Annotated in this window: 20 protein-coding genes and 1 tRNA gene; 6 read left to right on the top strand and 15 right to left on the bottom strand. The window is 63.4% G+C overall.

Annotated features, from left to right (window positions below; genetic code table 11):
• Positions 1-20 precede the first annotated feature (20 nt).
• Complete coding sequence (locus AC1VON_RS18065; RefSeq protein WP_483124395.1) at positions 21-1,235, bottom strand: AI-2E family transporter; 1,215 nt, start codon at positions 1,233-1,235, stop codon at positions 21-23.
• Positions 1,236-1,484: 249 nt separating this feature from the next.
• Positions 1,485-3,737 carry a DNA topoisomerase IV subunit A gene (gene parC, locus AC1VON_RS18060; protein WP_483124394.1) on the bottom strand — a complete coding sequence of 751 codons (2,253 nt, stop codon included), beginning with the start codon at positions 3,735-3,737 and terminating at the stop codon, positions 1,485-1,487.
• A gap of 339 nt (positions 3,738-4,076) precedes the next feature.
• Here parC and AC1VON_RS18055 point away from each other — a divergent pair, with 339 nt between their 5' ends.
• Positions 4,077-5,267, top strand: a complete 1,191-nt coding sequence (locus AC1VON_RS18055; protein ID WP_483124393.1) for a hypothetical protein — start codon at positions 4,077-4,079, stop codon at positions 5,265-5,267.
• 115 nt (positions 5,268-5,382) lie between these two features.
• Here the strand turns inward: AC1VON_RS18055 and aspS are convergent, their stop codons facing one another.
• The gene (aspS, locus tag AC1VON_RS18050; protein ID WP_483126344.1) at positions 5,383-7,173 is read right to left on the bottom strand and encodes an aspartate--tRNA ligase; all 1,791 of its coding nucleotides are present in this window, start codon (positions 7,171-7,173) and stop codon (positions 5,383-5,385) included.
• Between the two features lie 408 nt (positions 7,174-7,581).
• Here aspS and AC1VON_RS18045 point away from each other — a divergent pair, with 408 nt between their 5' ends.
• Complete coding sequence (locus tag AC1VON_RS18045) at positions 7,582-8,826, top strand: MFS transporter (RefSeq protein WP_172350935.1); 1,245 nt, start codon at positions 7,582-7,584, stop codon at positions 8,824-8,826.
• Between the two features lie 75 nt (positions 8,827-8,901).
• Positions 8,902-10,053 carry a ribonuclease D gene (gene rnd, locus AC1VON_RS18040; RefSeq protein ID WP_483124392.1) on the top strand — a complete coding sequence of 384 codons (1,152 nt, stop codon included), beginning with the start codon at positions 8,902-8,904 and terminating at the stop codon, positions 10,051-10,053.
• A gap of 129 nt (positions 10,054-10,182) precedes the next feature.
• Here rnd and AC1VON_RS18035 read toward each other — a convergent pair whose 3' ends face one another.
• The 3 genes from AC1VON_RS18035 to guaB are packed head-to-tail and all read right to left on the bottom strand — an operon-like array spanning position 10,183 to position 12,704.
• Entirely contained in the window at positions 10,183-10,602 is a 420-nt protein-coding gene (locus AC1VON_RS18035) for an MAPEG family protein (protein WP_483124391.1), read from the bottom strand.
• A gap of 25 nt (positions 10,603-10,627) precedes the next feature.
• Complete coding sequence (locus tag AC1VON_RS18030; RefSeq protein ID WP_483124389.1) at positions 10,628-11,251, bottom strand: hypothetical protein; 624 nt, start codon at positions 11,249-11,251, stop codon at positions 10,628-10,630.
• Positions 11,202-12,704 (bottom strand): IMP dehydrogenase, encoded by a 1,503-nt coding sequence (guaB, locus tag AC1VON_RS18025; protein ID WP_027057339.1) that lies wholly within the window; start codon positions 12,702-12,704, stop codon positions 11,202-11,204. Before guaB ends, AC1VON_RS18030 begins: the two co-directional genes overlap by 50 nt.
• A 283-nt stretch (positions 12,705-12,987) precedes the next feature.
• Between guaB and AC1VON_RS18020 the strand changes: the two genes are divergently transcribed.
• Entirely contained in the window at positions 12,988-14,409 is a 1,422-nt protein-coding gene (locus AC1VON_RS18020; protein WP_172350938.1) for an MFS transporter, read from the top strand.
• A gap of 133 nt (positions 14,410-14,542) precedes the next feature.
• Here AC1VON_RS18020 and AC1VON_RS18015 read toward each other — a convergent pair whose 3' ends face one another.
• Positions 14,543-15,340, bottom strand: a complete 798-nt coding sequence (locus tag AC1VON_RS18015; RefSeq protein ID WP_483124388.1) for an RlmE family RNA methyltransferase — start codon at positions 15,338-15,340, stop codon at positions 14,543-14,545.
• Positions 15,337-16,758 (bottom strand): Ppx/GppA phosphatase family protein, encoded by a 1,422-nt coding sequence (locus tag AC1VON_RS18010; protein ID WP_483124387.1) that lies wholly within the window; start codon positions 16,756-16,758, stop codon positions 15,337-15,339. Before AC1VON_RS18010 ends, AC1VON_RS18015 begins: the two co-directional genes overlap by 4 nt.
• A gap of 357 nt (positions 16,759-17,115) precedes the next feature.
• On the opposite strand from AC1VON_RS18010, the gene AC1VON_RS18005 reads away from it, so the two are divergent.
• Both AC1VON_RS18005 and AC1VON_RS18000 read left to right on the top strand, forming a co-directional pair.
• The gene (locus AC1VON_RS18005) at positions 17,116-18,048 is read left to right on the top strand and encodes a lysylphosphatidylglycerol synthase domain-containing protein (protein WP_172350940.1); all 933 of its coding nucleotides are present in this window, start codon (positions 17,116-17,118) and stop codon (positions 18,046-18,048) included.
• A 178-nt stretch (positions 18,049-18,226) separates the two neighbouring features.
• A tRNA-Gln gene (locus tag AC1VON_RS18000) sits at positions 18,227-18,300 on the top strand.
• A gap of 430 nt (positions 18,301-18,730) precedes the next feature.
• On the opposite strand, the gene AC1VON_RS17995 is transcribed toward AC1VON_RS18000, so the two are convergent.
• The 7 genes from AC1VON_RS17995 to AC1VON_RS17965 are packed head-to-tail and all read right to left on the bottom strand — an operon-like array spanning position 18,731 to position 26,046.
• Positions 18,731-19,657 carry an acetamidase/formamidase family protein gene (locus AC1VON_RS17995; protein WP_483124386.1) on the bottom strand — a complete coding sequence of 309 codons (927 nt, stop codon included), beginning with the start codon at positions 19,655-19,657 and terminating at the stop codon, positions 18,731-18,733.
• A 26-nt stretch (positions 19,658-19,683) separates the two neighbouring features.
• Positions 19,684-20,637, bottom strand: coding sequence for an ABC transporter permease (locus tag AC1VON_RS17990; protein WP_483124385.1), 954 nt, complete (start codon positions 20,635-20,637; stop codon positions 19,684-19,686).
• Positions 20,638-20,641: 4 nt separating this feature from the next.
• A complete protein-coding gene (locus tag AC1VON_RS17985) occupies positions 20,642-21,667 on the bottom strand; it encodes an ABC transporter permease (RefSeq protein WP_172350943.1) in 1,026 nt (341 codons plus the stop codon).
• The gene (locus AC1VON_RS17980) at positions 21,667-23,205 is read right to left on the bottom strand and encodes an ABC transporter ATP-binding protein (RefSeq protein WP_483124384.1); all 1,539 of its coding nucleotides are present in this window, start codon (positions 23,203-23,205) and stop codon (positions 21,667-21,669) included. Before AC1VON_RS17980 ends, AC1VON_RS17985 begins: the two co-directional genes overlap by 1 nt.
• 59 nt (positions 23,206-23,264) lie before the next feature.
• Positions 23,265-24,278 carry a BMP family lipoprotein gene (locus AC1VON_RS17975; RefSeq protein ID WP_172350945.1) on the bottom strand — a complete coding sequence of 338 codons (1,014 nt, stop codon included), beginning with the start codon at positions 24,276-24,278 and terminating at the stop codon, positions 23,265-23,267.
• Positions 24,278-25,285 carry a nucleoside hydrolase gene (locus AC1VON_RS17970; RefSeq protein WP_483124383.1) on the bottom strand — a complete coding sequence of 336 codons (1,008 nt, stop codon included), beginning with the start codon at positions 25,283-25,285 and terminating at the stop codon, positions 24,278-24,280. The genes AC1VON_RS17975 and AC1VON_RS17970 overlap by 1 nt, the downstream gene beginning before the upstream one ends.
• Positions 25,286-25,293: 8 nt before the next feature.
• The gene (locus AC1VON_RS17965) at positions 25,294-26,046 is read right to left on the bottom strand and encodes a glutamine amidotransferase (protein ID WP_172350947.1); all 753 of its coding nucleotides are present in this window, start codon (positions 26,044-26,046) and stop codon (positions 25,294-25,296) included.
• Positions 26,047-26,262 lie beyond the last annotated feature (216 nt).

Here is a 26,262-nt window from a genome sequence, read left to right as displayed (position 1 = left end):
GGCGCAAGTCGCGTTTCGGATCAGGCGCTGGCCTTCTTTGCCGCGCCAGCCTCCGGCAAGACCTCGATCTGTGGGTTGGCCTCGATCTCGGCCGCCGAGCCGACGGGCAACTCGTCGACCAGTTCCACCTCGCGCAGCCACTCGCGCCAGATGGCGACCAGCAGCGCCATCAGCACCGGACCGATGAACAGGCCGAGGAAGCCCATGGTCTTGACGCCGCCGATCAGGCCGAAAAAGGTCGGCAGGAAAGGCAGTTTTATCGGTCCGCCGACAAGCTTCGGGCGCAGCGTCTTGTCGACGATGAACAGCTCGACCGCACCCCACAGGAACAGCGCCAGACCGGCCATGGGCGAGCCGCTGGCCGCGAGGTAGATCGAGACAAGGGTGAAGGACAAGGGTGCGCCGCCGGGAATGAGCGCCATGACGCCGGTCAGGGCGCCGAGCGTCACCGGCGACGGCACGCCGGCCAGCCAGTAGGCAATGCCCAGCACCAGCCCCTCGCCTATGGCGATGACGGTCATGCCGGTCACGGTCGAGGAGATCGTCGCCGGCACGACGCGCGAAATCCGCTCCCATCTGGTCGGCAGGATGCGCTCGCCAAGGCGGTCGACCTGGCCGGCAAAATGCTCGCCATCGCGATAGGCGAAGAACAGGGCGATCATCATGAACAGCAACGTCAGGAGCAGCCCAAAGGCACTGCCGCCGGCGGCGAGCGCGCCTCGATAGATGCTGCCGATATTGGCGCCGCTGACCAACTGGATCAGTTCGCCAATGCCGCCGGGATGCCCGAAATTGGTCGTCCATTGCTCGTTCAGCCAGTCGCCGATGACAGGCATGGTCGCGATCCAGTGCGGCGTGGTGGCACCATGCCGGTTGGTCTCGATCGCCCAGGCGACCCACTCGCGCACCTCGTTGATGGCATAGGTGCCGGCAAGCGCGATCGGTATCACCAGGAAGGCAAGGATGAACAGGATGGCCAAGGTGGCGGCGACGGTGCGGTTGCCGCCAACGCCGGCAAGCAGCCGCTGGTAGAGCGGCCAGCTGGCGAAAGCGATGACAAGCGCGGCCAGCACCGGGAACAGGAAGCCGTGGAAGAAGTAGACGCCCGCGGCGACGATCAGCACCAGCAGCCAGCGCGCCGCCGACAGCGGCGGAATGACAGCCGACCGCAACGGCGTCGACAGGCCGAACAGGCGCTGCTGCCGTTCCGGTTTCTGGATCCTGGATTCTTTCAAACGCCCGTGACTCCCAAACACCCTTCTCCGTTATGCACTGATATAGTGCAGCAATCGTGACGATACTCCAAATGATCACGGTGACGCCGCCAATCTCTCCCCTTGTGGGGGGGATGTCCGGCAGGCCAAGGGGGGCGCCGCGCGTGGAGCGCTAGCCTCGTCTGTCACGATAGGGGGTCGCGTCCGGTCGCGCCGATCCCCTCTGTCGCCTTTGGCGACATCTCCCCCTCGAGAGGGGAGATCGCAACTTCAACCGAACTTGCCCGTCCTAGGGAAGCCCTTTGGCACCATACGCCCTGCCGATGCCCGGGCGCCGATCCATTCGGCCAGTTCCTCGCGCGACCTTGTGAAGGTGCGGTCGGCCGAATCCTGCCAGGACAGGCCCGTCTCCAATGTAAACGGCTTGAGATCGAGCAGGCCGCCATCCTTGTATTTCTGCAGCCGCACGCCCTTGCCGCGGCCCATTTCCGGAATTTCGGAGAGCGCGAACACCAGCATCTTGCGGTTCTCACCGACGATGGCGAGATGATCGCCGGTGACCGGCACGCAACGCTTGGCTTCGTCCGGCGCCTTGACGTTCATCACCTGCTTGCCCTTGCGGGTGTTGGCGACCACTTCCTCCTCCGGCACGATGAAGCCGTTGGCGTCATGCGAGGCCAGCAAGAGCTTGCGCTTGGGATCGTGGACAAAGGCGGTGACGATGTCCTGGTCGTTGTCCATGTCGACGATGATGCGGATCGGCTCGCCATGGCCGCGCCCGCCTGGCAGCCGGTCGGCGCCGATGGTGTAGAACTTGCCGCCAGTGGTGAAGACCAGCACCTTGTCGGTGGTCTGGGCATGGAAGGCGAGCTTCAAGCTGTCACCTTCCTTGAAGGTGAGTGTCGAAAGGTCGGCCAGATGGCCCTTCATGGCCCTGAGCCAACCCTTCTCCGAAACCACCACGGTGACCGGCTCGCGCTCGATCATGGCGTGGGCGATATCGGTCAGGTCGTGCTCGGGCGCATCGGCGAACTGGGTGCGGCGCCTGCCGAGCTCTGTCTCCGGGCCGAATTTTTCACGCAGATTGGCGACTTCCCACTTGATCGTCGACCATTGCTTGGCATCGGACGCCAGCAGCGCCTCGATCTGCTTCTTCTCCGCGCTCAGGCCATCGAATTCCTTGCGGATCTCGAATTCTTCCAGCTTGCGCAATGCGCGCAGGCGCATGTTGAGGATGGCTTCAGCCTGGGTGTCGGTGAGCGACCAGCGGGCCATCATCACCTGCTTGGGTTCGTCCTCCTCGCGGATGATCTTGATCACCTCGTCGATGTTGAGATAGGCGATCAGGTAGCCGGCAAGGATTTCCAGCCGCCGTTCGATCTCGCCGAGGCGATGTTTCGAGCGACGGATCAGAACGTCGCGACGGTGGTCCAGCCATTCCTGCAACACGCCCTTCAGGGACAGGACATTGGGTACCTTGCCGCGCGACAGCACATTCATGTTGAGCGGGAAGCGGCTTTCAAGCTCGGTGAGCTTGAACAGCGATTCCATCAGGATGCCAGGATCGACAGAACGGCTCTTGGGGACCAGCACGACGCGGATATCCTCCGCGCTTTCGTCCCTGATGTCCTCGAGCAGCGGGAGTTTGCGCGCCATCAGAAGCTCGGCGATCTTTTCGATCAGCCGCGCCTTCTGCACGCCATAAGGGATTTCGGTGACGACGATGCTCCAGGTGCCCCTGCCCTGGTCCTCCTGGCTCCATTTCGAACGCACGCGAAAACCACCACGGCCGGTCTCGTAGGCTTCGAGGATGGAGGCGCGGCTGTCGACGATGATGCCGCCGGTAGGGAAATCCGGGCCCTGGACGAAATCCATCAACTTCGCCACCGACGCATCCCGATGCTCGATCAGATGCAATGCCGCGTCGCAGAGCTCGGCCGCATTGTGCGGAGGGATCGATGTCGCCATGCCGACCGCGATGCCGGACGAGCCGTTGGCCAAGAGGTTCGGGAAGGCGCCGGGGAGCACCACCGGCTCCTCGTCCTCTTCATTGTAGGTCGGCCGGTAGTCGACGGCGTCCTCGGTGATGCCGGCTAGCAATTCGGTCGCCACGTCGGTCATGCGCGCTTCGGTGTAGCGCATGGCGGCGGCGTTATCGCCGTCGATGTTGCCGAAATTGCCCTGGCCGTCGACCAGGGGATAGCGCATCGAAAAATCCTGCGCCAATCGCACCAGCGCGTCATAGATCGACTGATCGCCATGCGGGTGGAACTTGCCCATCACCTCGCCGACGATACGCGCGCATTTGGCGAAGCCCTGCTCGGGATTGAGGCGCAGCAGGCGCATGGCGTGCATGATGCGGCGGTGGACCGGCTTCAGTCCGTCGCGAACGTCTGGCAGCGCCCGGTGCATGATGGTCGACAGCGCATAGGCAAGATAGCGCTCTTCCAGCGCCTTCTTCAGATCGACCGGTTCGATGTGATCGCCACCGCCATCTTGAGGCGGCAAAAGCCTTTTTCCCATGGGCTGGGACTAGCCGAGCGGGTGATTCGCGGCAAGAGGCGCGCGCCCGGCCGGTCGAATTGCGCGCTTTTCTGCAACAGGAAACCGCAAGGTCGCGCTTGCCGGCCAACATCAATTTGTTACACGCCGCATCTATTGCGAAGCACGATAACCGCTCGACGGCCCGACCTTCATGCCAAATTCACCGCATTCTCCAATGGCGTTCGGATCGGGTTTGCCTTTCACCGCGATTTTTGACCATTGTGCCGGGACATGCCTTTTTCCCGTCCAGTTCGTCACGGAATGGTGATGGCGCAAAGAATTGAAAAACAATTTCAGGACACTCTCAGGGACCTTGCGATGACAATCAAACGCTCAACTCTCCGGAAATTCGCTCTTTCGACCTTCCTGTTCACACTGCCGCTGAATGCGGCCCTTGCCCAGGATGCGGCCGTTGCCGATCGGCTGAAGGCGGCGCTGGCGGCCCAGGGCGTAAACATCTCCTGGACCGGGGTGACCGGCGACAACACCAGCATGGTGCTGCAGGGCGTGTCCATCAAACCGGCGGCGGAAAAGGAAGCCCTGCCGATCGGCGACGTCAAGCTCGAGGGCGTGACCGAGGCCAATGGCGGCTACGACATCGGCACCGTATCGACCTCCCCCTTCGAACACAGCAAGGATGGGGTCACCCTCAACCTGAGCCCCTTCGTCATCCACGACATGACGGTTCCGGCCGAAGGCGCCACCGGCCCGCTGGGCTCGCTGCTGATGTACAAGTCGGCCGAACTGTCCAACATGACGGTCAAGGTCGCCGACAAGACCGCCTTCTCGATGGACGGGCTTGCCATCCAGATCACGCCGCCCGCGGACGGCAAGGCGATGGAGTTCACCGGCAATACGGAAAAGTTCACGGCAGATCTCTCGCTGGTCGACGACCCCAAGTCCAAGGAAGTCATCGACGCGCTCGGCTACCAGAACATCTCCGGCAATCTCGCAATGGCCGGCACCTGGCAGCCCTCGGACGGCAAGATGGAACTGTCGAAATATGACATCTCCGTCGAAAATGCGGGCACGCTCGGCATGACCTTCAATCTCGGCGGCTACACGATGGACTTCATCAAGTCGCTGCAGGAGATGCAGAAGAAGATGGCGGCGCAGCCCGAAGGCGCCGACAATTCGGCGCAAGGCATGGCCATGCTCGGCCTGTTGCAGCAGCTTTCCTTCAACAGCGCCTCGATCCGCTTCGACGACGATTCGCTGACCGGCAAGGTGCTGGAATATGTTGGCAAGCAGCAAGGCATGTCGGCCAAGGACATCGCCAACCAGGCCAAGGCGATCGTGCCGTTCGGCATGGCGCAGCTCAACAATCCCGAGCTGACGGCGCAGGTGACGGCAGCGGTCAGCAAATATCTTGACGACCCGAAGAGCCTCGAAATCTCGGCCGAGCCGCCGGCATCAGTGCCGTTCGCGCTGATCATGGCGGGCGCCATGTCCAACCCGCTCGATCTGCCGAAGACGCTCGGCGTGGCCGTCAAGGCCAACGAAGACTGATCGAAACGTCAAGATCAAGAAAAAAGCCCGGCAGCGACGCCGGGCTTTTTTGTGGGCTATTGAATCCACGGAGGTAGTTCCGCCCGCTTTTTAAAACATCGCCCGAAGCTCGCGATCATGCGTCCTTCTTGGTCGGCGCGACACGCAGGGCCAGTTCGCGAAGCTGCTGCGGCGAGGCTTCCGACGGTGCGTTCATCAACAGATCATAGGCCTGCTGGTTCATCGGGAACATGGTGATCTCGCGCAGGTTCTTGGCGCCAACCAGCAACATGACGACACGGTCGACGCCCGCCGCCATGCCACCATGCGGCGGCGCGCCGTACTGGAAGGCACGGTAGAGGCCGCCGAAACGCTCCTCCACCGTGGCGCGGTCCAGCCCGACCGTCTCGAACGCCTTGACCATGGTTTCGGGCAGATGGTTGCGGATGCCGCCGCTGGCGATCTCGAAGCCATTGCAGACCATGTCGTACTGGAACGCCTTGATGCCGAGCAGATCCTCGCCGTTCAGCGCGTCGATGCCGCCCTGCGGCATCGAGAACGGGTTGTGGGCGAAGTCGATCTTCTTCTCCTCTTCGTTCCATTCGAAGAACGGGAAGTCGACGATCCAGCACAATTCGAAGCGCTCGCGGTCGACGAGGTTCAGTTCCTCGCCGGCGCGCGTGCGTGCCGCTCCCGCGAAGGAGACGAACTTCTTCGGGTCGCCGGCGACGAAGAACGCGGCGTCGCCGTCGGCAAGGCGGAGCTGCTGCCGGATCGCCTCGGTGCGCTCCTCGCCGATGTTCTTGGCGAGCGGGCCGGCGCCTTCGAGCTTGTCGCCCTCCTTGCGCCAGAAGATGTAACCCAGCCCCGGCTGGCCCTCGCCTTGCGCCCAGGAATTCATGCGGTCGCAGAAGGCACGGCTGCCGCCGGTCTTGGCCGGAATGCCCCACACCTCGGCCTTCGGGTCGTTGGCCAGAATGTTGGCGAACACCTTGAAGCCGGAATCGCGGAAATGATCGGAAACAGCCTGCATCTCGATCGGGTTGCGCAGGTCCGGCTTGTCGGAGCCGTATTTGCGCATGGCGACATCATAGGGAATGCGCTGGAACTTCTGCGTCACCGGCTTGCCGTTGGCGAAGGCCTCGAAGACGCCGCGCATCACCGGCTCCATGGTCGACAGCACGTCGTCCTGCTCGACGAAGCTCATTTCGAGGTCGAGCTGATAGAATTCGCCTGGCAGACGGTCGGCGCGCGGGTCCTCGTCGCGGAAGCAGGGCGCGATCTGGAAATAGCGGTCGAAGCCCGACACCATGATCAGCTGCTTGTACTGCTGCGGCGCCTGCGGAAGCGCGTAGAAGGTGCCGGGATGGATGCGCGACGGCACCAGGAAGTCGCGGGCGCCTTCCGGCGACGAGGCGGTGAGGATCGGCGTCGAGAATTCGGTGAAGCCGACATCGTTCATGCGCTTGCGCATCTCGGCGATGATTTTCGTGCGCGCCACGATGTTCCTGTGCAGCGTGTCGCGGCGCAGGTCGAGGAAGCGGTACTTCAGCCTGATGTCCTCGGGATAGTCCGGCTCGCCGAACACCGGCAGCGGCAATTCCTTGGCTGCCGACAGCACCTCGATCTCGCGGGCGAAAATCTCGATCTCGCCGGTCGGCAGGTTGGCGTTGACCGTCTCCGGGAGGCGCGCCTTTACCTCACCGTCGACGCGGATCACCCATTCGCCGCGCACGGTCTCGGCGATCTTGAAGGCAGGCGAATCGGGATCGGCGACGATCTGGGTCAGGCCGTAGTGGTCACGCAGGTCGATGAAGAGCAGGCCGCCATGGTCGCGCACGCGATGCACCCAGCCCGAAAGGCGAACGGATGAGCCGACATCGCTCTTTCTCAACTCGGCACAGGTATGGCTGCGGTAACGGTGCATGGTCATTGGTAAAGTCCGGGGTGCTGGGTGGCAGGCCAAAGCATCAAAGCCCGGCCCAAAATTTGCGCGAAAAGCGCATGGGAGGCCGGATTTGTCAAGGCGAGCGCCCACGCCCGTCCCTCGAGCGAGGTGCCGTTGAAGATCGCACGCCTGTCCTCGGCGACGTTCAGCCGGGGTGTTGTGGATACGGTTGCCAGACGGCGGCTGAAGGCCGTCGACAGCCGCGGCGAAGAACGTTCATCCCCACAGGCACGGTCCTGGAGCGAGGTCAATGGAAAGGCATTTGTCAAATCGCATCTGGCGATTCTCCAAGTCCATGGGTTCGCATCCTGAATAGCGCGGCAATTGCCGCTGGCATTGATGGATGCAATGGTTCAAGAAGGGATCACCGATACGTGATCGCCTTTCATGTCCTCCATCCGCCCGCTGATCCCGCTTCTTCTCGCCGCAGGCATCCTGCTTGGCGGCAATGGGCTGCAGAGCACGCTGATCGCGCTGCGCGGCGCGCAGGAGGGGTTTTCCGCTTCCGACATCGGCCTGATGGGCACTTTCTATTTCGCCGGCTTCCTGCTCGGCTGCCTGGCCATCACCCGCATCATGAAGGCGGTCGGCCATATCAGGGCGTTTTCGGCGCTGGCCGCGATCGCCTCGGTCGGCACCCTGCTGCTGGTGCTGGTCCTCGATCCGGTGATGTGGTGCGCGGTGCGCTTTGCCGGCGGCTTCTGCTTCGCCGGTTTGTTCACCATCGTTGAAAGCTGGTTGAATTCCGGCGTCAGCAATCACGACCGCGCGCGTGTGCTGGCGATCTACCGGATGGTCGACACTGGTTCCGTAACCGGTGCTCAGTTTCTGATTCCGATCTTCGGCGCCGGCGGCTTCACCATCTTCGCCATCATGTCGATCATGATCACGCTGTCGCTGGTGCCGGTGTCGCTCGGCGACCGCTCCAACCCGACCCCTCCGGAGGAGGTCAAGCTCGACCTGGCACGCGTCTGGCGCATTTCGCCGCTGGGTTGCTTCGGCTGCATTGCCGTCGGCGTCACCAACAGCGCCTTTCGCACCTTGTCGCCGGTCTATGCCGAGCAGATCGGCATGTCGGTCGCCGATGTCGTTACCTTCGTCAGCGTCGGCATCTTCGGCGGCGCCATCATCCAGTATCCGCTGGGCTATCTGTCCGACCGCTGGGACCGGCGCCGGGTGCTGTTGCTAACGACCTGCTGCGCAATGCTTTCGGCATTGGCGCTGGTGTTCATCGCCGGCAGCAATCCGCTGCTCAACTTCGTCATCATCTTCATCTTCGGCTGTTTCGCCATGCCGCTCTATTCGCTGTCGGCCGCGCATTCCAACGACCGCGCCGACACGGGCGAGTTCGTGCTGATCAATGCGGCGCTGATGCTGTTCTACTCCTTCGGCGCCATCGGCGGCCCTTTCGCGGCCTCCACGGCGATGCAGTATTTCGGACCGAGCGCGCTGTTCGTATTCAGCGCCATCGTCTATGCGATCTTCATCGCCGTCATCCTCTACCGCATGCAGGCCCGGTCCGGCGTGCCTTTGGGCAAACGCAGCCGCTTCACCGCTCTGCTGCGCACCTCCACCATTTTCGCGCGGCTGGCCAGACGGAATGGTGATTCCGACGGCCCGGGAAGCTCATGATGGAGGCGCCAAAGCTTGACGAAAGCCTTTCCGGCTGAAATCTAGGAAGACCTTACTCCTGCCAAAAGCGATTTGATGCACGTCATCACCACCCAGAAAGAACTCGAGACCGTTCTCGCCGCTTTCGAAAAGTCGGACTTCGTCACCGTCGACACCGAATTCATTCGCGAAACGACCTTCTGGCCTATCCTGTGCCTGATCCAGATGGCGGCCCCAGGCGTGACGGCGCTGATCGATCCGCTGTCGCCTGACATCGACCTGGCGCCCTTCTTCAGGCTGATGGCCAACGAGGCGGTGGTAAAGGTCTTTCATGCCGCCCGGCAGGACATCGAAATCATCGTCCATCTCGGGGATCTGGTGCCGCATCCGGTGTTTGATACACAGGTCGCGGCGATGGTCTGCGGCTTTGGCGACAGCGTTTCCTACGACCAGCTCGTGCAGCGCATCACCGGTGCGCGGCTCGACAAATCTTCGCGCTTCACCGACTGGCGGCACCGGCCGCTGTCCGACAAGCAGCTCGATTACGCGCTGGCCGACGTCACCCATCTGATCGAGGTCTACCAGCACCTGAGCGCCGAATTGACACGGGAAAACCGCGCCCACTGGCTGAACGAAGAGATGGATGTGCTGACCTCGCGCGAGACCTACGATCCGCATCCCGAAGGTGCCTGGAAGCGGCTGAAGATGCGGCTGCGCAAGCCGCAGGAACTGGCGATCGTGCAGGCCGTGGCGGCATGGCGCGAGCGCGAGGCCAGGGAACGCGACGTGCCGCGCGGCCGCGTGCTCAAGGACGATGCGATCTACGAGGTGGCGCAACAGGCGCCGCGTGACGCGGCGGCGCTTGCCAAGCTGCGCACAACACCCAAGGGCTGGGAGCGCTCCTCGACGGCGACAGCCCTGCTTGGGGCGGTCAATGCCGCACTGGCCTTGCCCAAGGAGCAGATGCCGAAACTGCCGAAGAATTTTCAGCCGCCGGAAGGCTCAAATGCCGCGGCGGAACTGTTGAAAGTTCTGCTCAGGATCGTTGCCGAGAAGCAGGGCGTGGCCTCGAAAGTATTGGCATCCAGCGACGACATCGATCGCATCGCGGCCGAGGGCGAGGACGCCGATGTGCCGGCGCTGCAGGGATGGCGGCGTGCCGTATTCGGTGAACAGGCGCTGAAGCTGGTGCGCGGCGAGATCGGCATCAAGTTCGACAAGCGCAAGATCGCGGTGTTCGATTTATAGCGCCTGCCCTCGCCCGGCCCGCTTTGCGGAGCGACCTTCCCTGCAAGGTGAGAAGGGGCCGCAGGTCACGAAAGCCAATTGCCTGGCTTTTCGACCTTCGAACGCCCCTAGCCTTACGAAGGGCGCGGTTTAGACCACTCCCAGCAGATGCAGGGCGAACCAGATCCAGCCCAACAGGACAATCACGGCTCCAAAAGAGAAAGAGCGGCTGCGCAGCAGCAGATTGTTGCTGGTCAGATGAACCCAGGCGTGGAAGCAGCGCGAGGCCACAAAAATCCACATCAGTGCCAGGGTCAGATAGTTGACGCCGTTGGTGACATGCAGCGTCAGGCACAACACATAGAAAAGCACCGGCAGTTCGAACTGGTTGCTGAGATTGGCGGCAACGGTGACGCTGGAAGCCGGCTCGGTCGAGCGGACCTTGTATTGACCGACCTTGGCCTCGCCGGACTTGATTGCGCCGTATCTGCGACGACCCAACACGCCGTAGACGATGTAGATCAGCAGCACGTGCACCAGAACCGGCCAGAAAATCGCGGTCTGGTTCATGATGTTTCCCCTGCCCTGTTTAGCATCAAGCCTGGGGTCTCTGGCCCACGAGCCAGAAAGCGGCGATGACGACCACCGGGATAGCAAGAAGCGCGAATTTGGTGACGATCAGCGACGAGGCGAAAGACAGCGAATCCGGGTTGGCCGACAGGAAATCTGACAGAAGGCGCGCCACGGCGATATTCTGGGCATAGTCGGCAAGCGTATAGGGCAGCACCAGCACCAGGGCGAAGATCGACTGCACCTGCGGCGGCAGCACGCGGAAATTCTTCAGGCGCCGGCCGGAGGCCAGGATCAGGCTCACCAAGGTCAGCGACAACAGCGCCGGGAACAAGAGATCGAAGGTGAGGTAGTGCCAGACGAGAATGATCTCGCCGCCGCGCCGGCCGAGCGCCGTCAGCCAGGCCATGCCTTCGTCGGGCGTGAAGCCGAAATAGCGCATGTCGAGCGACGGCAGGCCGCCGCTCAACTGACGGAAATAGAAGAATTCCATCAGCGTCATGGCGATGAAAACCGACGCCGATAGGAAACAAAGCGCTGCCGCGTGGCGAGACAGCCGCAGGATCGTCGCGGTCAGGCTTCGCCCGAGCCCGTATTGCTCAGGCTCCGCCGGGATAGTTCGGGCTTTCGCGGGTAATCGTGACGTCATGGGCGTGGCTTTCACGAAGTCCGGCGTTGGATATGCGCACAAAGGTGGCGCGCTCGCGGAAATCGGCAAGGTCGCGGCCACCAACATAACCCATAGCGGCTTTTAGCCCGCCTGCAAGCTGGTGCAGCACGCCAGACACAGGTCCTTTGTAAGGAACCTGGCCTTCAATGCCTTCCGGCACCAGTTTCAGCGTGTCGCGGACCTCGGCCTGGAAGTAGCGATCGGCCGAGCCGCGCGCCATGGCGCCGACCGAACCCATGCCGCGATAGGCCTTGAAGGAGCGGCCCTGGTGCAGATAGACCTCGCCCGGGCTTTCGTCGGTACCGGCCAGCAGCGAACCGATCATGGCGGCGCTGGCGCCCGCGGCGAGCGCCTTGGCAAGGTCGCCGGAATATTTGATGCCGCCGTCGGCAATCACCGACACACCGGATTTGTGCGCCGTCTCGACGGCCGACATTATGGCCGAAAGCTGAGGCACGCCGACACCGGCCACGATGCGGGTGGTGCAGATGGAGCCAGGGCCGATGCCGACCTTGACCGCGTCGGCGCCGGCGTCGATCAGCGCCTGCGTGCCTTCGGCGGTGGCGACGTTGCCGGCCAGGATGCGAACCGAATTGGAAAGCTTCTTGGCACGCGTCACCGCGTCCAGCACGCGCTGCGAGTGGCCGTGCGCGGTGTCGATGACCAGAAGGTCGACGCCGGCATCGATCAGGCGCTCGGCGCGCTCGAAGCCGTCGTCACCGACGCTGGTGGCGGCTGCCGCGCGCAGGCGTCCCTGCGCGTCCTTGGTGGCGTGCGGGTTGAGCTGCGACTTCTCGATATCCTTGACCGTGATCAGGCCGACGCAATTGCCCGCCTTGTCGACAACAACGAGCTTTTCGATGCGGTGCTGGTGCAGAAGCCGCTTGGCCTCGTCCTGGTCGACATTCTCCTTGACCGTGATCAGGTTCTCACGGGTCATCAATTCATAGACCTTCTGCGCCGGGTCGGAGGCGAAGCGCACGTCGCGGTTGGTCAGGATGCCGACCAGCCGGCCGATCTTCTGGCCGCCGGTGCCGCCATTCTCGACCACCGGAATGCCCGAGATCGAATAGGTGCGCATCAGCGACAGCGCATCGGCAAGGGTGGCGTCGGGGCCGATGGTGACGGGATTGATCACCATGCCGGACTCGAATTTCTTGACCTGCCGCACCTGCTCGGCCTGTTCAGCCGGGGAGAAATTGCGGTGGATGACGCCGATGCCGCCGGCCTGGGCCATGGCGATGGCAAGACGCGCCTCGGTGACGGTGTCCATCGCGGCGGAGAGGATCGGCACGTTGAGGTCGATGTCGCCGGCAATGCGGGTGCGGACATCGGTTTCGCCGGGCATGACCTCGGAATGACCCGGCTGCAAAAGCACGTCGTCAAAGGTCAGCGCCAGTGCGCCGGTGGACGTTTCGATGATTTTTGCCATGGCCAGCCCTTTAGAATGCGGAAAAAGCGCTGGACCGGGTTGGACAGCGCCGACTCTCATCTTCCCTTTCAGGATTGGCGGTGGCTGGTAACACGTCGCGGCGCGGATGAAAAGCCGATCGTTGCATCGCACAACAGCGTTATCGCGTGATCCGGCGCCACCGCTGGTTGCAGTCGCACAAAAGTGACAGCAAATTAACACGACATTGGTGTCCAGCCGTGATAACCGCGCCCCTGTACCGGCTCCCTCCCAGCCGGAAAGAAAATTTGAAACGGTCACGCTCGTGAATCGCACCATTCCGCTCATCCTGGCGGTCGCACTTTTCATGGAGAACATGGATTCGACCGTCATCGCGACATCGTTGCCGGCGATCGCCATCGACATCCATACCAGCCCCATCGCGCTCAAGCTGGCGTTGACGGCCTATCTGGTGTCGCTGGCCATCTTCATTCCGATCAGCGGCTGGATGGCGGACCGTTTCGGCGCCAAGACCGTTTTTCGCGCCGCGATCGCGGTGTTCATCGTCGGTTCGGTCGCCTGCGCCTTGTCAGGTTCGCTGCCGGCCTTCGTGGTATCGCGCTTCCTGCAAGGCATTGGCGGCGCGATGATGACGCCGGTTGGGCGCCTGGTGCTGGTGCGGGCCACGCCCAAGAGCGACCTGGTCGCCGCCATGTCCTGGCTGACTGTTCCCGCCTTGGTCGGACCGCTGGTTGGCCCGCCGATCGGCGGCTTCATCACCACCTATTTCACCTGGCACTGGATATTCCTGATCAATGTGCCGATCGGCCTGATCGGCATCTGGCTGGCCACACGCTTCCTGCCGGAAACCGAATCGATGGAGACGCCGCCGCTCGATTTCGTCGGCTTCGTGCTGAGCGGGGTGGCGGCATCCGGTGTGGTGTTCGGCCTGTCCGTGGTCAGCCTGCCCTATCTGCCGCCGGCGACCGGCTTCATCACCGTGGCCGTCGGGCTGCTTTCGGGCGCGCTCTACCTGATGCATGCGCGCCGCGCCAGGAATCCACTGCTGGCACTCGACCTGTTCCGCAACCAGGTGTTTCGCTCGTCGGTGCTTGGCGGTTCGCTGTTTCGCATCGGCATCGGGGCGGTGCCGTTCCTGCTGCCGCTGATGTTCCAGATCGGCTTCGGGTTGACGCCGTTCCAATCCGGCATGATCACCTTCGTCTCGGCGATCGGCGCCATCGGCATGAAATTCGTCACCGCGCTGATTTTTCGCGTTGCCGGTTTCCGCCGCGTGCTGATCGTCGGCTCGCTGGTCGCCGCCGCATCGATCGCCATCTACGGCCTCTTCACCCCCGAAACACCTTACGTGCTGATGCTGGCCATATTGCTGGTCGGCGGCTTCATCCGCTCGATGTTCTTCACCGGCGTCAACGCGCTGTCCTATGCCGAGGTGTCGGCCGAGGACACCAGCAAGGCAACGCCGATCACGGCGGTGTTCCAGCAGCTGTCGATCGCGCTCGGCGTGGCGCTCGCCGGCGGCATCCTGGAAGTCTCGACCTCGATCCATGGCGGCCCGCTGACGCTGGGCGATTTCCATATCGCCTTCTTCATCGTGGCGGCCGTATCCGCGGCGGCGTCGCTGTCGTTCATGCGGCTGGCGCCCGATGCGGGCAACGCCGTCTCCGGCCATGGCCGGCTGACAACGCCCAAGACACTGGAACCTGCGAGATCGCCGGGCGAGTAAGCCGAAGGCTGCTTATAGGCTTAAGCTTCGGCGTCCCCCGGCCCTTCGCTATGGCTCCGGGCGCTCGAGTCCTTCTGAACGTCCACTGGACGTTCCGATCCACCTGACGGCGGACCGGCAATTGGTGGCCTGCTTAGGCTTCGGCGTCCCCCGGCCCTTCGCTATGGCTCCGGGCGCTCGAGTCCTTCGGAACGTCCACTGGACGTTCCGATCCACCTGACGGCGGACCGGACTCTCGCCCCTTGAAGTCTTTCGCCAACAGATAAAGTTCGACCAATTCATCGCGCGAGGCCGGCGGCTTGACGTGATGCACGGAGCGGAAATTCTTCTTCAACATCGAAAGCAGCTCGTTTTCAGCGCCGCCCTGGAAGGTCTTGGCCAGGAAATGCCCGCCCGGTTTCAGCACGGACAGAGCAAAGTCGGCCGCCACTTCGCACAGATGCATGGTACGGATGTGGTCGGTCCGCTTGTGACCGGTGGTGGGTGCGGCCATGTCGGACAGCACGACATCGGGATCGCCGCCCAGCGCCTCGGACAGCTTGCGCGGAGCATCCGCGTCCAGGAAATCCATTAACAGCACCGGCGCGCCGGGCACGGCATCCATTTCCAGATAGTCGATGCCGACGACATGCGGATTTTCCGCCGTCGATTTCGTGCGCGCGGCCGCGACCTGGCACCAGCCGCCGGGGGCGGCTCCCAGATCGATCACCTTCATGCCGGGTTTGAGCAAATGGTGCTTGTCGTCGATCTCGATCAGCTTGTAGGCGGCTCGCGAGCGGTAGCCGTCGGCCTTCGACCGTTGGACATAGGGATCGTTGATGTGGCGCTGCAGCCAGCGGCGCGACGATTCCTTCAGGCCGCTCTTCTTCTTGATCCGCGTCTTCAGCACGCGAATGCTGGCCGACCCTGGTTTTTCCGGTTTCTTGGTCATTGCCGGCCACCACGCCCATCGTTGCGCCAGACGCCGTCATCGGCCATCAGCTCGCTCAATATGCCTTCGCGCAGCCCACGGTCGGCGACGCGCAGCCGCTCCGACGGCCAGACGGCACGGATCGCTTCCAGGATAGCACAGCCAGCCAGCACCAGATCGGCGCGGTCCGCACCGATGCAAGGGTTGGCGCAGCGTTGCTGGAAATCCCAGCCTACCAGTCTCTCCACCATGCGGTCGACGCTGTCGCGGTCCATCCACAGCCCGTCGACCCGCCGCCGGTCGTAACGCTCCAGATCAAGGTGAACACCGGCCAACGTCGTGACCGTGCCGGAGGTGCCGAGCAGGTGGAAGTTCGGGCTGGCCTTGAGGTGGCTCAGCCGGTCGCGGCCATCGAAGGTGGCCAGCCGGCCGGCGACGTCGTCGACCATGGCGGTGAAGATTTCGCGCGTCACGGTGCGGCCGCCAAAGCGTTCCGCCAAGGAGACGACGCCGACCGGCAGCGACGTCCACGAGACGATGTGGTTGGCGAGACGTGGGGAACGGCGGCCGGTGAGATCGATCAGCGCGATTTCGGAAGAGCCGCCGCCTATATCGAACAGGACGACACCTTGCGTGTCACGCTCGACCAGCGAGCCGCAGCCGGAAACCGCCAACCGCGCCTCGGTCTGGCGGTCGATGATCTCGAGCTTCAACCCGGCCTCGCGCTCAACGCGTTCAAGAAACTCGACGCCGTTCTCGGCCGAGCGGCAGGCTTCCGTGGCGATCAGCCTGGCCTTCCTGATCTTGCGGCTGCGCAATTTGTCGCCGCAGACCTTCAGCGCCTCGACAGCGCGGTCCATCGCCGGCTTGCCGAGCCGGCCGTTGGCGGTGAGCCCCTCTCCAAGCCTGACGATGCGCGAAAAGGCGTCGATGACGCGGAACTGGCCATGGCGCGTGGGAACAGCGACCAGCAGCCGGCAATTGTTGGTGCCGAGGTCGAGGGCCGCGAATACGGGAAGCTCGTGCACCGGCGGCCGGCGGGTGCCCTGCTCGTGGCGCGGCGCTTGGAGAACGGGCGAGATCGCTGGGCCGGCCGGCTGCTGCTTCGGCTCCACGGCCGAAGCAGCAGCCTTGCCTGGCACCGGCGATCGATTGTCCTGCGCTTCATCGCGCGCAAAGACCTTGCGTCCGCGCCTTCGCTTGCGCCGCTTCTTGGGTTTGCCCTTCTGGTGATGGGTCGCGTCGCCCGCCTGCCCGTCGGCGGAGTGCGGCTCCGTCGGGCGGCGTTGCTGCCAACCGGCTGTCCCCGAGCCCGATGGCCCTGGGGAAGCGCTGGACGCGCCCACCTCCGGCGCGCCTGCGCCGGTGTCGCGGTCTTCCACTGTCGTTCCTTCCGGCGCCGCGCGAACCGGTGACGGACGCAGCAGGCGCTTTGGCATGTTTCAAGTTGCCGCCAGACTAACAGTGCCGTGCCCGATCACCAAGAGCCGCACGCCGAATTTTGCGGCTGGGCGCGAACCGCCTTTCGCCCCGCCGCGAAATGTGCCCGCGAGGCTGTTGGTACGCGATGCCGGCGAAGACAATCTCCTGTCAAAGCCGATGCGATCACCGCATGCCGGCGCCTTCGCGCCATCTTGGCCGCGGGCGGATCTTTGCCGGCCGCGGCGCGACAAGTGTTCGCGGTTGAATAGCCGGCTTCAATGAGGCATTTCTGAAATGTACGGAAGTCGCCGGGCAGCCGGCTTCCCACCATCAGGCGAAAAGGAAGCGGACACGCAGCGCATGGCAGTCAGGCAATGAACTGGAGACGTTATTTCTGGCCGGTCGTCGGCATCGCCGCGGTGATCTTCTCGCTGCTGCTGCTCTGGCACGAACTGCGCGGCATTTCGCTCGACGATGTCTGGGACGGGCTCGCGGCCATTCCAACCCGCGGCTGGATCCTGGCAGCGCTGAGTTCGGTCATCGCCTATGCCGCGCTCGCCGGCTACGACCACATCGCACTGCTCCATATCGGCAAACGGGTGTCGTGGCTGTTCGTGACGCTATGCTCCTTCACCACCTACGCGCTGTCGCACAACATTGGCGGCTCGGTGTTCTCCGGCGCCGTCATCCGCTACCGCGCCTATGGCACAAGGGGCCTGACCGGCCAGGATGTCGGCGTGCTGGTGGCGATCTGCTGGATCACCTTCGTGTTGTCGACGATTCTGGCCTCCGGCCTTGTGCTGGTATTCGAGCCTCAGATCATCGATCGTTTTTCGGGCATCGCCCATCACGGCCTGTCGGAAGCGGCTGGTATCGCCATGCTGCTGATCGTCGCCGCCTACGTCTTCGGCAGTTGGCTGCATCTGCGCCCGCTGAAGATCGCCAGCTTCCAGTTGCACTACCCAGCGCTGCCGATCGTCGCCAGGCAATTGCTGATCGGCCCGATTGAATTGCTTGCCGCGGCCGCCATCATCTTCTTCGCCCTGCCCGAGGCCCACAATCCCGGCTATTTCGTCGTGCTCGGCGTCTTCCTCGTCTCCTTCTCGGTCGCCCAGATCTCGCACGCGCCTGGCGGGCTGGGCGTGTTCGAGGTGGTGTTCCTGGCCGGGCTTTCGGACATGGAGCCGGTCGGCGTGCTGGCGGCGCTGCTGGTGTTCCGGTTGTTTTATCTCATCATCCCGCTGTTTCTGGGACTGGGCATCGTACTGTTCTTCGAACGCTCGCAATTCAGCCGGACAGAGAGCTGAGGCGCGGATTGGATTTCATATCCGCGCTTGAAGCGCTGCGAGGCAATGGGTCTGCACCCGGCTGACAAAACGTGGCGATTGAACCGCAAAGCAGGCTTGACTATTTTCCGCTGGCGGCTACAAGGCAGCGCTCAAGCGGCTCAGCCGTTCGGCCCGCGCGGTTCGTGACCGCGCCTGCTGGGGAATAGGTTAACGGTAGACCCACGAACTCTGACTCCGTTAGTCCTGGTTCGAATCCAGGTTCCCCAGCCAAACTGGACTCTCTCTCGCTAAAGCTGTCTGCTGTGCACCCGTTGCTGCGCCGGCTGCGACCGTTTCCGCAAGTAGATCAAACGGTTGCCTGAAGACCGGATGAACCTCCCCTTGATTCCAGTGGCAGTTCGACACCACGAGATTCAAGAGCCGCTTTTTCTCGTGCGAAGGCTGTGTCCACGGGCACATTCAAGTCGCGCGACACTCCCGTGGCGGGAATATTCCTTTCCGGCGGCGGGCGTGCATCTCCGTTCTGCGCCCCAACATTTTCCCTCCCCGGCCCAGGTTCCCGTTCCTGCATGGGCTCGCCGTCTCCGGGCGATCGCAACCCGTCCAGCAACCCTTCGATCCTGTCGCGCAACTTCGCTGGGTGATCCGAATGGCGCGGTAAGTTTGGCCGCAGATCGGATCATTTTGCCGTGCGGCATCTTCAGACAGGCAAGACGCTCTTTGGAATCGAGCAAAGGACGCTGAAGGACGGATTGACCAGGTTTCCGACGCGCAGTGTGCAACATTGGCTGACAAGCTGGTGGGCGTCCATCAGATCCAGTTTCGTCCGCCGAGCGACCCATCTGACAAGGCCTGATGCGGCGATCCGGACAGCGTCTTCGACAGGTCGTGCGCAGCCGATGACGCCGATGTGGCTCTCGGTTTCCAGCCTCGGCCAATCGAACCCGTCTTCAGGCGCAAGCCGGTTGATCGACAATGTCGTGTTGAAGGCGCCTTCGATCGCGGTACCCGCGATCTCGCCGTCGCCCTGCGCATAATGCCCGTCGCCGATATAGACATGCCCGCCATCGACGTTGGCCCTGATGTAGAGCGTGGCGCCGGGGCCGAGATCCGGAATGTCGAGATTGCCGCCGAAGTCACCCGGGACGACGCCGAGGCGGACTTCGCCATGCGCTGGCGCGACTCCCAGAGTGCCATGAAATGGCCGGAATGGGACCTGCAGCCGAGCCCCGGAACGCGTGGGCGTCACAAGCGAGGTGCGGTCGGCGTCGAAGGTCCAGATCCAGACGCGCTCATCCTGCGGCTGCTGGAGGTTGGGATTGGCACGCGTGCCCGAGAGCAGGCCGAAATCGGGCGAGATCGTCGCGACGCCCCAGTCGCGGGCGGGCTCCAGCGCGATCAGGCGGATGGCGAGAATGTCCCCGGCGACGACGCCGTCGACGGCAATCGGCCCTGTCAGCGGATTGACCTTCGGGTATGGCGCAACCTCACGCGGCCGGCCGTCGACATCGGTCAGCTTGCCGGAAAAACAGTCCTCGGTGAAAACCGTGAAGACCTCCCCGGGCCGCACGGTCCTGCGAGGCGCATGGCCGCCGAAATGAAACACGAAGTCATCTTCTCGCTGCATGGGTTGGCCGCCTTGCGTCATGGTGGTCAAAAATTTGAACGTTGCGGATCGGATGACCCGCTCGCTGGCGCCGGTTCGAGAATCCTGGCCGGTCGGTTGCGGAGGTGAAGCCGCCAGCGCGCGAATGTCAGTCCGAGAATGGCCGCGAGATAGGGCAACATCAGGACGAACTGCGAGGGGATTGCGAGCGCCTGAAGGCGGTCGCCCAACGCCCCGAAGAAGCCGAACAGCACCGCAGCGGCAGCCGTTGTCCAGGGCAAGCCGCCGCTGAACAGCGTCGCGGCGAGGCCGATGAAACCACGGCCGCTGGTCATTTCCGGGAGGAAGAAGTGCAGCTTGTCCATCGATATCTGCGCGCCGGCGAGACCCGCCAGGAGGCCGCTGATGGCAAGCGCCAGCGCCTTCATGCGTGCAACATCGATGCCGGCGGAGCGCGCCGCATGCTCGTCTTCGCCCGCGGCGCGCAAATAGGAGCCGACCGGCGTCTTGTAGAGGAAGACAAAACAGGCCGGCACGGCCAGGAACGCCAGGACCACAATCACACTCTGCCCCTCCAGCGCCGGACCGAGCAGCGGCACAAGTGAAAGCGCACCAGCCGGAATGTGCCAGAGATCGGGGAAGGTGATCGGACGCAGGCCACCGGGGCTCCTGTAGAACCATTCCAGCGCAAACAGGCTGCCGCCGGCGGCCAGAAGGTTGATGCCGAGGCCGGCAACGATGAAATCCGCGGAAAACCGCAAGGTCATCAGCGCCAGAAGCTGCGACATCAGGATCGACGCAACCAGGGCACACAAAAGCGCAAGTGCCGCACTTCCGGATGCATTGCCGACGGCAATGGCTGTGAACGCGGCCACCAGCATCATCCCCTCCACGGCAACGTTGAGGATATTGGCGCGCAGCGTGATCATCGCGGCCAAGGCGGCCAACACGATCGGCGAGGATTGTTCGAGCACCGAGGCGAGAAAGGAGATGTATGCCATCGGCCTAGCCCCTCGCCCGGGCGTTGAGCCGAGCCGTCATCAAGAGCACGAGAAGGCCCGTGAGGAGATTGACCAGCGAACGCGGCACGTCGGTGGAGATCTGCATGTAAGCGGCGCCATTAATGATCATGGCATAGAACAAGGCCGTCGCCAGCGCGCCGATCGGGTGGATGCGCGCCAGCAAGGCGCATGTGAGCCCGACCAGCCCGTAGTTGGGGGAGAAATTCTGTTCGAAGCGATGGCCAATCCCCAGCACGTAGAGCGTACCCGCCAGACCGCCGAACCCGCCGGCCAGCAGCATGGCCATGACAATACGCCTGTCGGCGGGAACGCCGATGGTCCTGGCAAAGCGCAGATTGGTGCCGGATGCGCGCAGCTGCGCGCCCCATTCCGTCCTGAAAAGCACCACCCAACTCACCACCGACAGCAAGGCAGCAACTATGATGCCGCTGGTGGCGCCCGGCACGCCGGGAAACGCCGGCAGCCATATCTTCTGCGGCAGCAAGGCGCTGACGGCGCCGTAGCTGGTCGGATCGCGGATGATCTGATTGGCGAGATAGGATGTGCACAACAGCACAATGATGTTCAACATCAGCGTGGTGACGACCTCGTCGACGGCAAGCCTGACCTTGAGGACCGCGGGTATCCAGCCGAGCAACGCACCAGCGAGAATGCCCCCGACGACCACGAGCGGAAAGAGCACCACCGTCGGAAGACCGGAAAGGGAGACGCCGATTACGGTCGCGGTGATGGCACCGGCATAGAGCTGGCCCTCGCCGCCGACATTGAAGACGCCGGCCCGGAACGAAAAGATCACGCCGAGCGCGATCAGCGTCAACGGCGTTGCGCGATTGAGGAACAGGGCGAAATTGCCGAGTGAATCGAAATTGGCCAGAAGCAGGTCGCGATAGGCGCGAACCGGCTCGTCGGTGATGGCGGCAACCAGCACGAAGCCGATGGCGAGCGTCAGCGCGATCGCGGCGACCGGCGCGCGGATGGCCTTCAGCAGGTCGATAACAGTGCTACGCATCAGTTGACCGCCCCGAGCGAACCGTTCATCAGCGCACCGACCGTCACTTCGTCGGCATCGCCGCGCTCGAGGACGCGCAACAGCTTTCCCGAATACATCACGCCGATCCTGTCGGAGAGCGCGAATATCTCGGACAGTTCGGACGATATCAGCAGCACGGCGCGGCCGCGATCGGCGGCCGCCATGATGCGCTCGTAGATGAATTCGGCGGCGCCGATGTCGAGGCCCCGCGTTGGCTGGCTGACCACCAGAAGCGTGGGATCGCGGTTCAACTCGCGTGCGATGACGACTTTTTGCATGTTGCCGCCCGAAAGGCTGCCGACCGGCGTCGACGGTTGCGCGCCTCGGATGTCGAACTCCGCGATCTTGCCTGCCGCGAACGCATCAACCCTGTCGGTGCGCACCAGTCCGTGCCTGATCAGGCCGGCAAGCCTGTAGTTGGTCGCGGCCAGGTTCTCGCCGACGCTCATGGTGACGCTGAGGCCACGATCCAACCGGTCTTCCGGGACGAAGCCGAGGCCTGCCTGCTGGCGGCCCGGCACGTCGACTGTGGTAACGTCCCTGCCGTCGAATTCGATCGTTCCGGCCTGGATATCGGTGAACCCGGCGATGACTTCGGACAGCTCGGTCTGCCCGTTGCCGTCAACACCGGCGATGCCGACGATCTCGCCGGCGCGGACCTCGAGTGAAATGTCGTCGAGCAGCCGCCTGCCGGCGGCATTGGCCACCGCGACATGGCGAAGCCTGAGCTTGGTCTCGCCGAAGGCGCGTTTGCGCGACTGACCGGCACGGCCGACGAGAAAGACATCGCGGCCGACCATGTCGCGGGCGATGTCGGCCTCGCTGACGTCGCGCGTCAGATGCGTCGATATGGTTTTGCCGTGCCGCAGCACCGTCACCCTATCCGACACCGCCTTCACCTCGCGAAGCTTGTGGGTGATGAAGAGGATCGTCCGGCCGCGCGAGCGCAGCCCATCGATGACGTTGATCAGCTCATCGACCTCGGGAGGCGTCAGCACCGCGGTTGGCTCATCCAGGATCAGTAGTTCGGCGTCGAAGGCGAGCGCCTTCAGAATCTCGACACGCTGACGCTGTCCGACAGACAGGTCGCGGACCGGCGTCCGCGGATCGAGGCCGAAATTGTAGCGCTCTATGAGTGCCGTGGCCCGCGCGACCATGGCCTTGCGGTCGGAGAAGATCGCCAGCCGGGTGAGATGCCGGCCAAGGAAAATGTTTTCCGCGACCGTCATCGAGGGGACCAAGGTAAAATGCTGGTGGACCATGCCGATGCCGAGCCGGCTCGCGGCGATCGGGCTGGCGATCTCGACCTTGCGGCCATCGAGTTGAATGACGCCGGCGCTCGGCTGGTGGATGCCGGCCAGGATGTTCATCAAGGTCGATTTGCCCGCGCCATTCTCACCACAGATAACATGGACTTCGCCGCGCCGGACGCTCAACGCGACGTCTCGCAATGCCACCTTCTCGCCGAACGTCTTGGCGATCCCCGAAAGGCGCAGGATTTCATCCGAGCCGGTCATGGCACAAGTCCACCAACGAGATGACGGGCGGGACCGAACCCGCCCGTCTGCTTCCAAGTCTACTTGAAGGCCGTCTCGACCTTAAGCGCGCCGCTGACGACTTTCGCCTTCGCCTCGTCGATCTTCGCCTTTACCGAGGCCGGCACCAGGGCATCGTTGTAGACCAGGCCGACGCCGTTGTTGGCGAGGCCGTAGATCTTGAGCTTGCCGAACTCGGCCTTGCCGTCGCGAACCTGCCCGATCGAGTCGTAGATCGAGTTGCCGATCTGCTTCAGCATCGAGGCCAGGACGTTGTCGGGGTGCAGTCCGTTCTGGTCGGAATCGACGCCGATTGCATATTTCTTCGCATCCGCAGCGCCTTTCAATATGCCGAGGCCAGCGGGGCCAGCGACGTTGTAGACGACGTTGGCGCCATTCTCGATGGCGGTCTTGGTGAGGTCGTAGGCCTTCTGCGCATCGTTGAAGTTGCCGATGAAGATCACCTGGACTTCGATGTTCGGCACCACCGTCTTGGCGCCCTGCTTGAAGCCGACGATGAAGTCCTGGATGACCGGCAGATCCATGCCGGCGACCACCGCGATCTTCGGCTCACCAGAGGAAAGCGGGAACTCCGCCTTGTCCGTCGCGGCGATCGCCGCGAGCGCACCGGCGAGATAGGATCCCTCGTTTTGCGCGTACTTCACCGAAAGAACGTTCGGCAGATCCAGCTGATCGTCGAAGAAGACATATTTCTGTTCGGGATGCTGGGGCGCGACCGCCGCCAGATTGTCGTGCATATTCGGTCCGGTGAAGATGATGTTCCATTCGCCGGAATTGGAAACCGCTTCCAGATTCTGGCGCCACAATTGCGGGTCGCTCGGCGAGGCCTGTAGCAGGCGCGTGCGCACGCCATCCGCCTCCGCGCGGGCAAAGCCGGTTGCGGCATTGTCGTTGAAACCCATGTCGCCCAGATTGTCGCTCATCACGTAGACGGCGCTGAGCTTGTCGGCCGCGTTGGCCGCGCCCGCCATGATCGAGACGGACAGCAATCCGCCGGCAACGCCGGCCAGTAACTTCGAAAGGATTCTCATCATCATCGTGTTCCCTGTTGTTGTTTCGTTTGATGTGCTGCTGGAATTATGCTGCCTGCTTCGACATCGCCGCGCTGCAGCGCCGCGATCGATGCGATCGACGCGAAAAGAGCCTCTTGCGTCGCCTCGATATCGAATTCGATGACCACGTCGCAGTTGGTCGGCTTGTCGGACCTGCCGAGAAAATCGACGACGGTGCGGCCATAGTTCAGCCCTGGTGACGTCTCGACATCGACGCGGGCCCTGACGGTCTTCGCAATCCCAGGCTGCGCCGCCACGAGCACCGCGCAGGGATCATGCAGCGGCGCCTCGGTCGGCGTAAGGATGTTCGGCCGGTGCGTTGCGCGCAGCGATGCCAGCAACTCCGCGGCCAGTTTCGCGGCAGGCGCAGGAAGTGCCGCGACGCGATCGATCAGCGCATGCGTGATCGGCACGGTGCCGCTCGCGTCCACCGGGACCATCGTCAACGCAATGCCCGAGCCATAGACGATCGCCGCCGCCTCGGGATCGCACAGAATGTTCCATTCGGCCGCCGCCGTCTTCGTCCCTAGGCCCCACGCACCGCTGAGCGTGACGATCCTGCCGATGAGCGGCTGGATCCGCGGGTAGCGCCGCAAGGCAAGGGCGAGATTGGTCAGCGGTCCGGTAGCGACGATCGTCAGGCCGGGATGCGCGGCGGCCTCGGCCGCGATCCGATCGACGGAATGCTGCGGGTCGAGTTCGACGCGCGCCAGATCATCGCGAGCGGGGTCGAGCGCGCTCTCCATATCGAGAATTCGGGCGATCAGGCGCTCGCGAAGCAGTGGCCCGACCGAGCCTTCGCAGACGGGCGCGACCAGCGGATGGGCCGCGGCAACAGTGATCGCAGCATTGATCGCGGTGCGGTCGCTCGCAAGATGTCCAGCCCCCGTGGTCACAGCCAGAAGCCGCACCGCCGGATGTCCCAGCGCGGCCAGGATGGCGAGTGCGTCGTCGTTACCGGGGTCGCAGTCGTGCAGAAGGTCAAGCATCGGCGCCGTCAACCGCGACCTGTCCAGGCGACCAGATTGCACCACATGGCCTTGTAGCCGGGCCAATTGGTGAATTCGGCGGGACACCAATGCGGGCTGCAGTCCGACATGAAGGCAGCCGTGCGGCCCTTGCCATGTTCGGTCAAGGCCAGAAGCGGATCGTTGCCGATCGTCGCCAGGAGCTCCGCGCCTTCGGCCAGCGTCACACGATTGTAGCCGAGCAATGCCGGCAGCGGCCCCTGCACCCCATTGAAGACAGGATGGGTATCGCGCACGATTGTGCCGACAACGCCTTCGGGATGTTCGCGCCGGTCGTCCGTCGCCATCAGGCGAACGGGAAGACAGGCCTCGACCGGCGTATCCTTCCAGCAACCCTTGGCCTCGATCCCGGTGAAGGTCAGATAGCCGCCGACCATGACCAGTCCACCGCCGCGCTTCACGTAATCCGCGATCACGTCCAGCCTGTTGGGCGAACGCTGCGCGTGCAGCCAGGTTTTTGGCGCGAGCAGCAGCGTGTTGGCCCCGATGTCGCTCAGGATGACGGTCGCGTATTTCCGCAGCCCGTCGACAGTGTCTGGGAAATCCGTCGGAGCGGCGTGGTTCTGGATGACATCGACCTGGTAACCGCCGGCCTCGAGTGCGGCCTTGAGGATAGAATAGCCCTCGCCGAACGATGTCGTGGTGAAGGAATCGAAGCCTTTGGTGTGCGTCGCCGTCGTGAACCAGGTCTCGCCGACGATCAGGATCCTCTTGCCACTCATCGCATTCTCCAGACTTGGTCGCGTCGCTTATCGGAGGCTGATGCACGCATGGGCGATCGGCCGGATGCTCGACATTGCCTCGTTTAAATGTTATCTACACGAGTAGAATTGGTCTTGCAAGCATGGTTGGCCGAAGTGCCGGCGCAAAAAAGAGCGTCATGCCACGGGCTGGACGCAACAGGATCTCTGCGCCACGCTGCGTGTGCAGATGAGAGA

It is taken from the genome of Mesorhizobium sp. HAY1-8B, assembly GCF_056868045.1.
The sequence above is the reverse complement of the archived record's forward strand: the minus strand, read 5'-3'. Positions and strand labels throughout refer to the sequence as shown.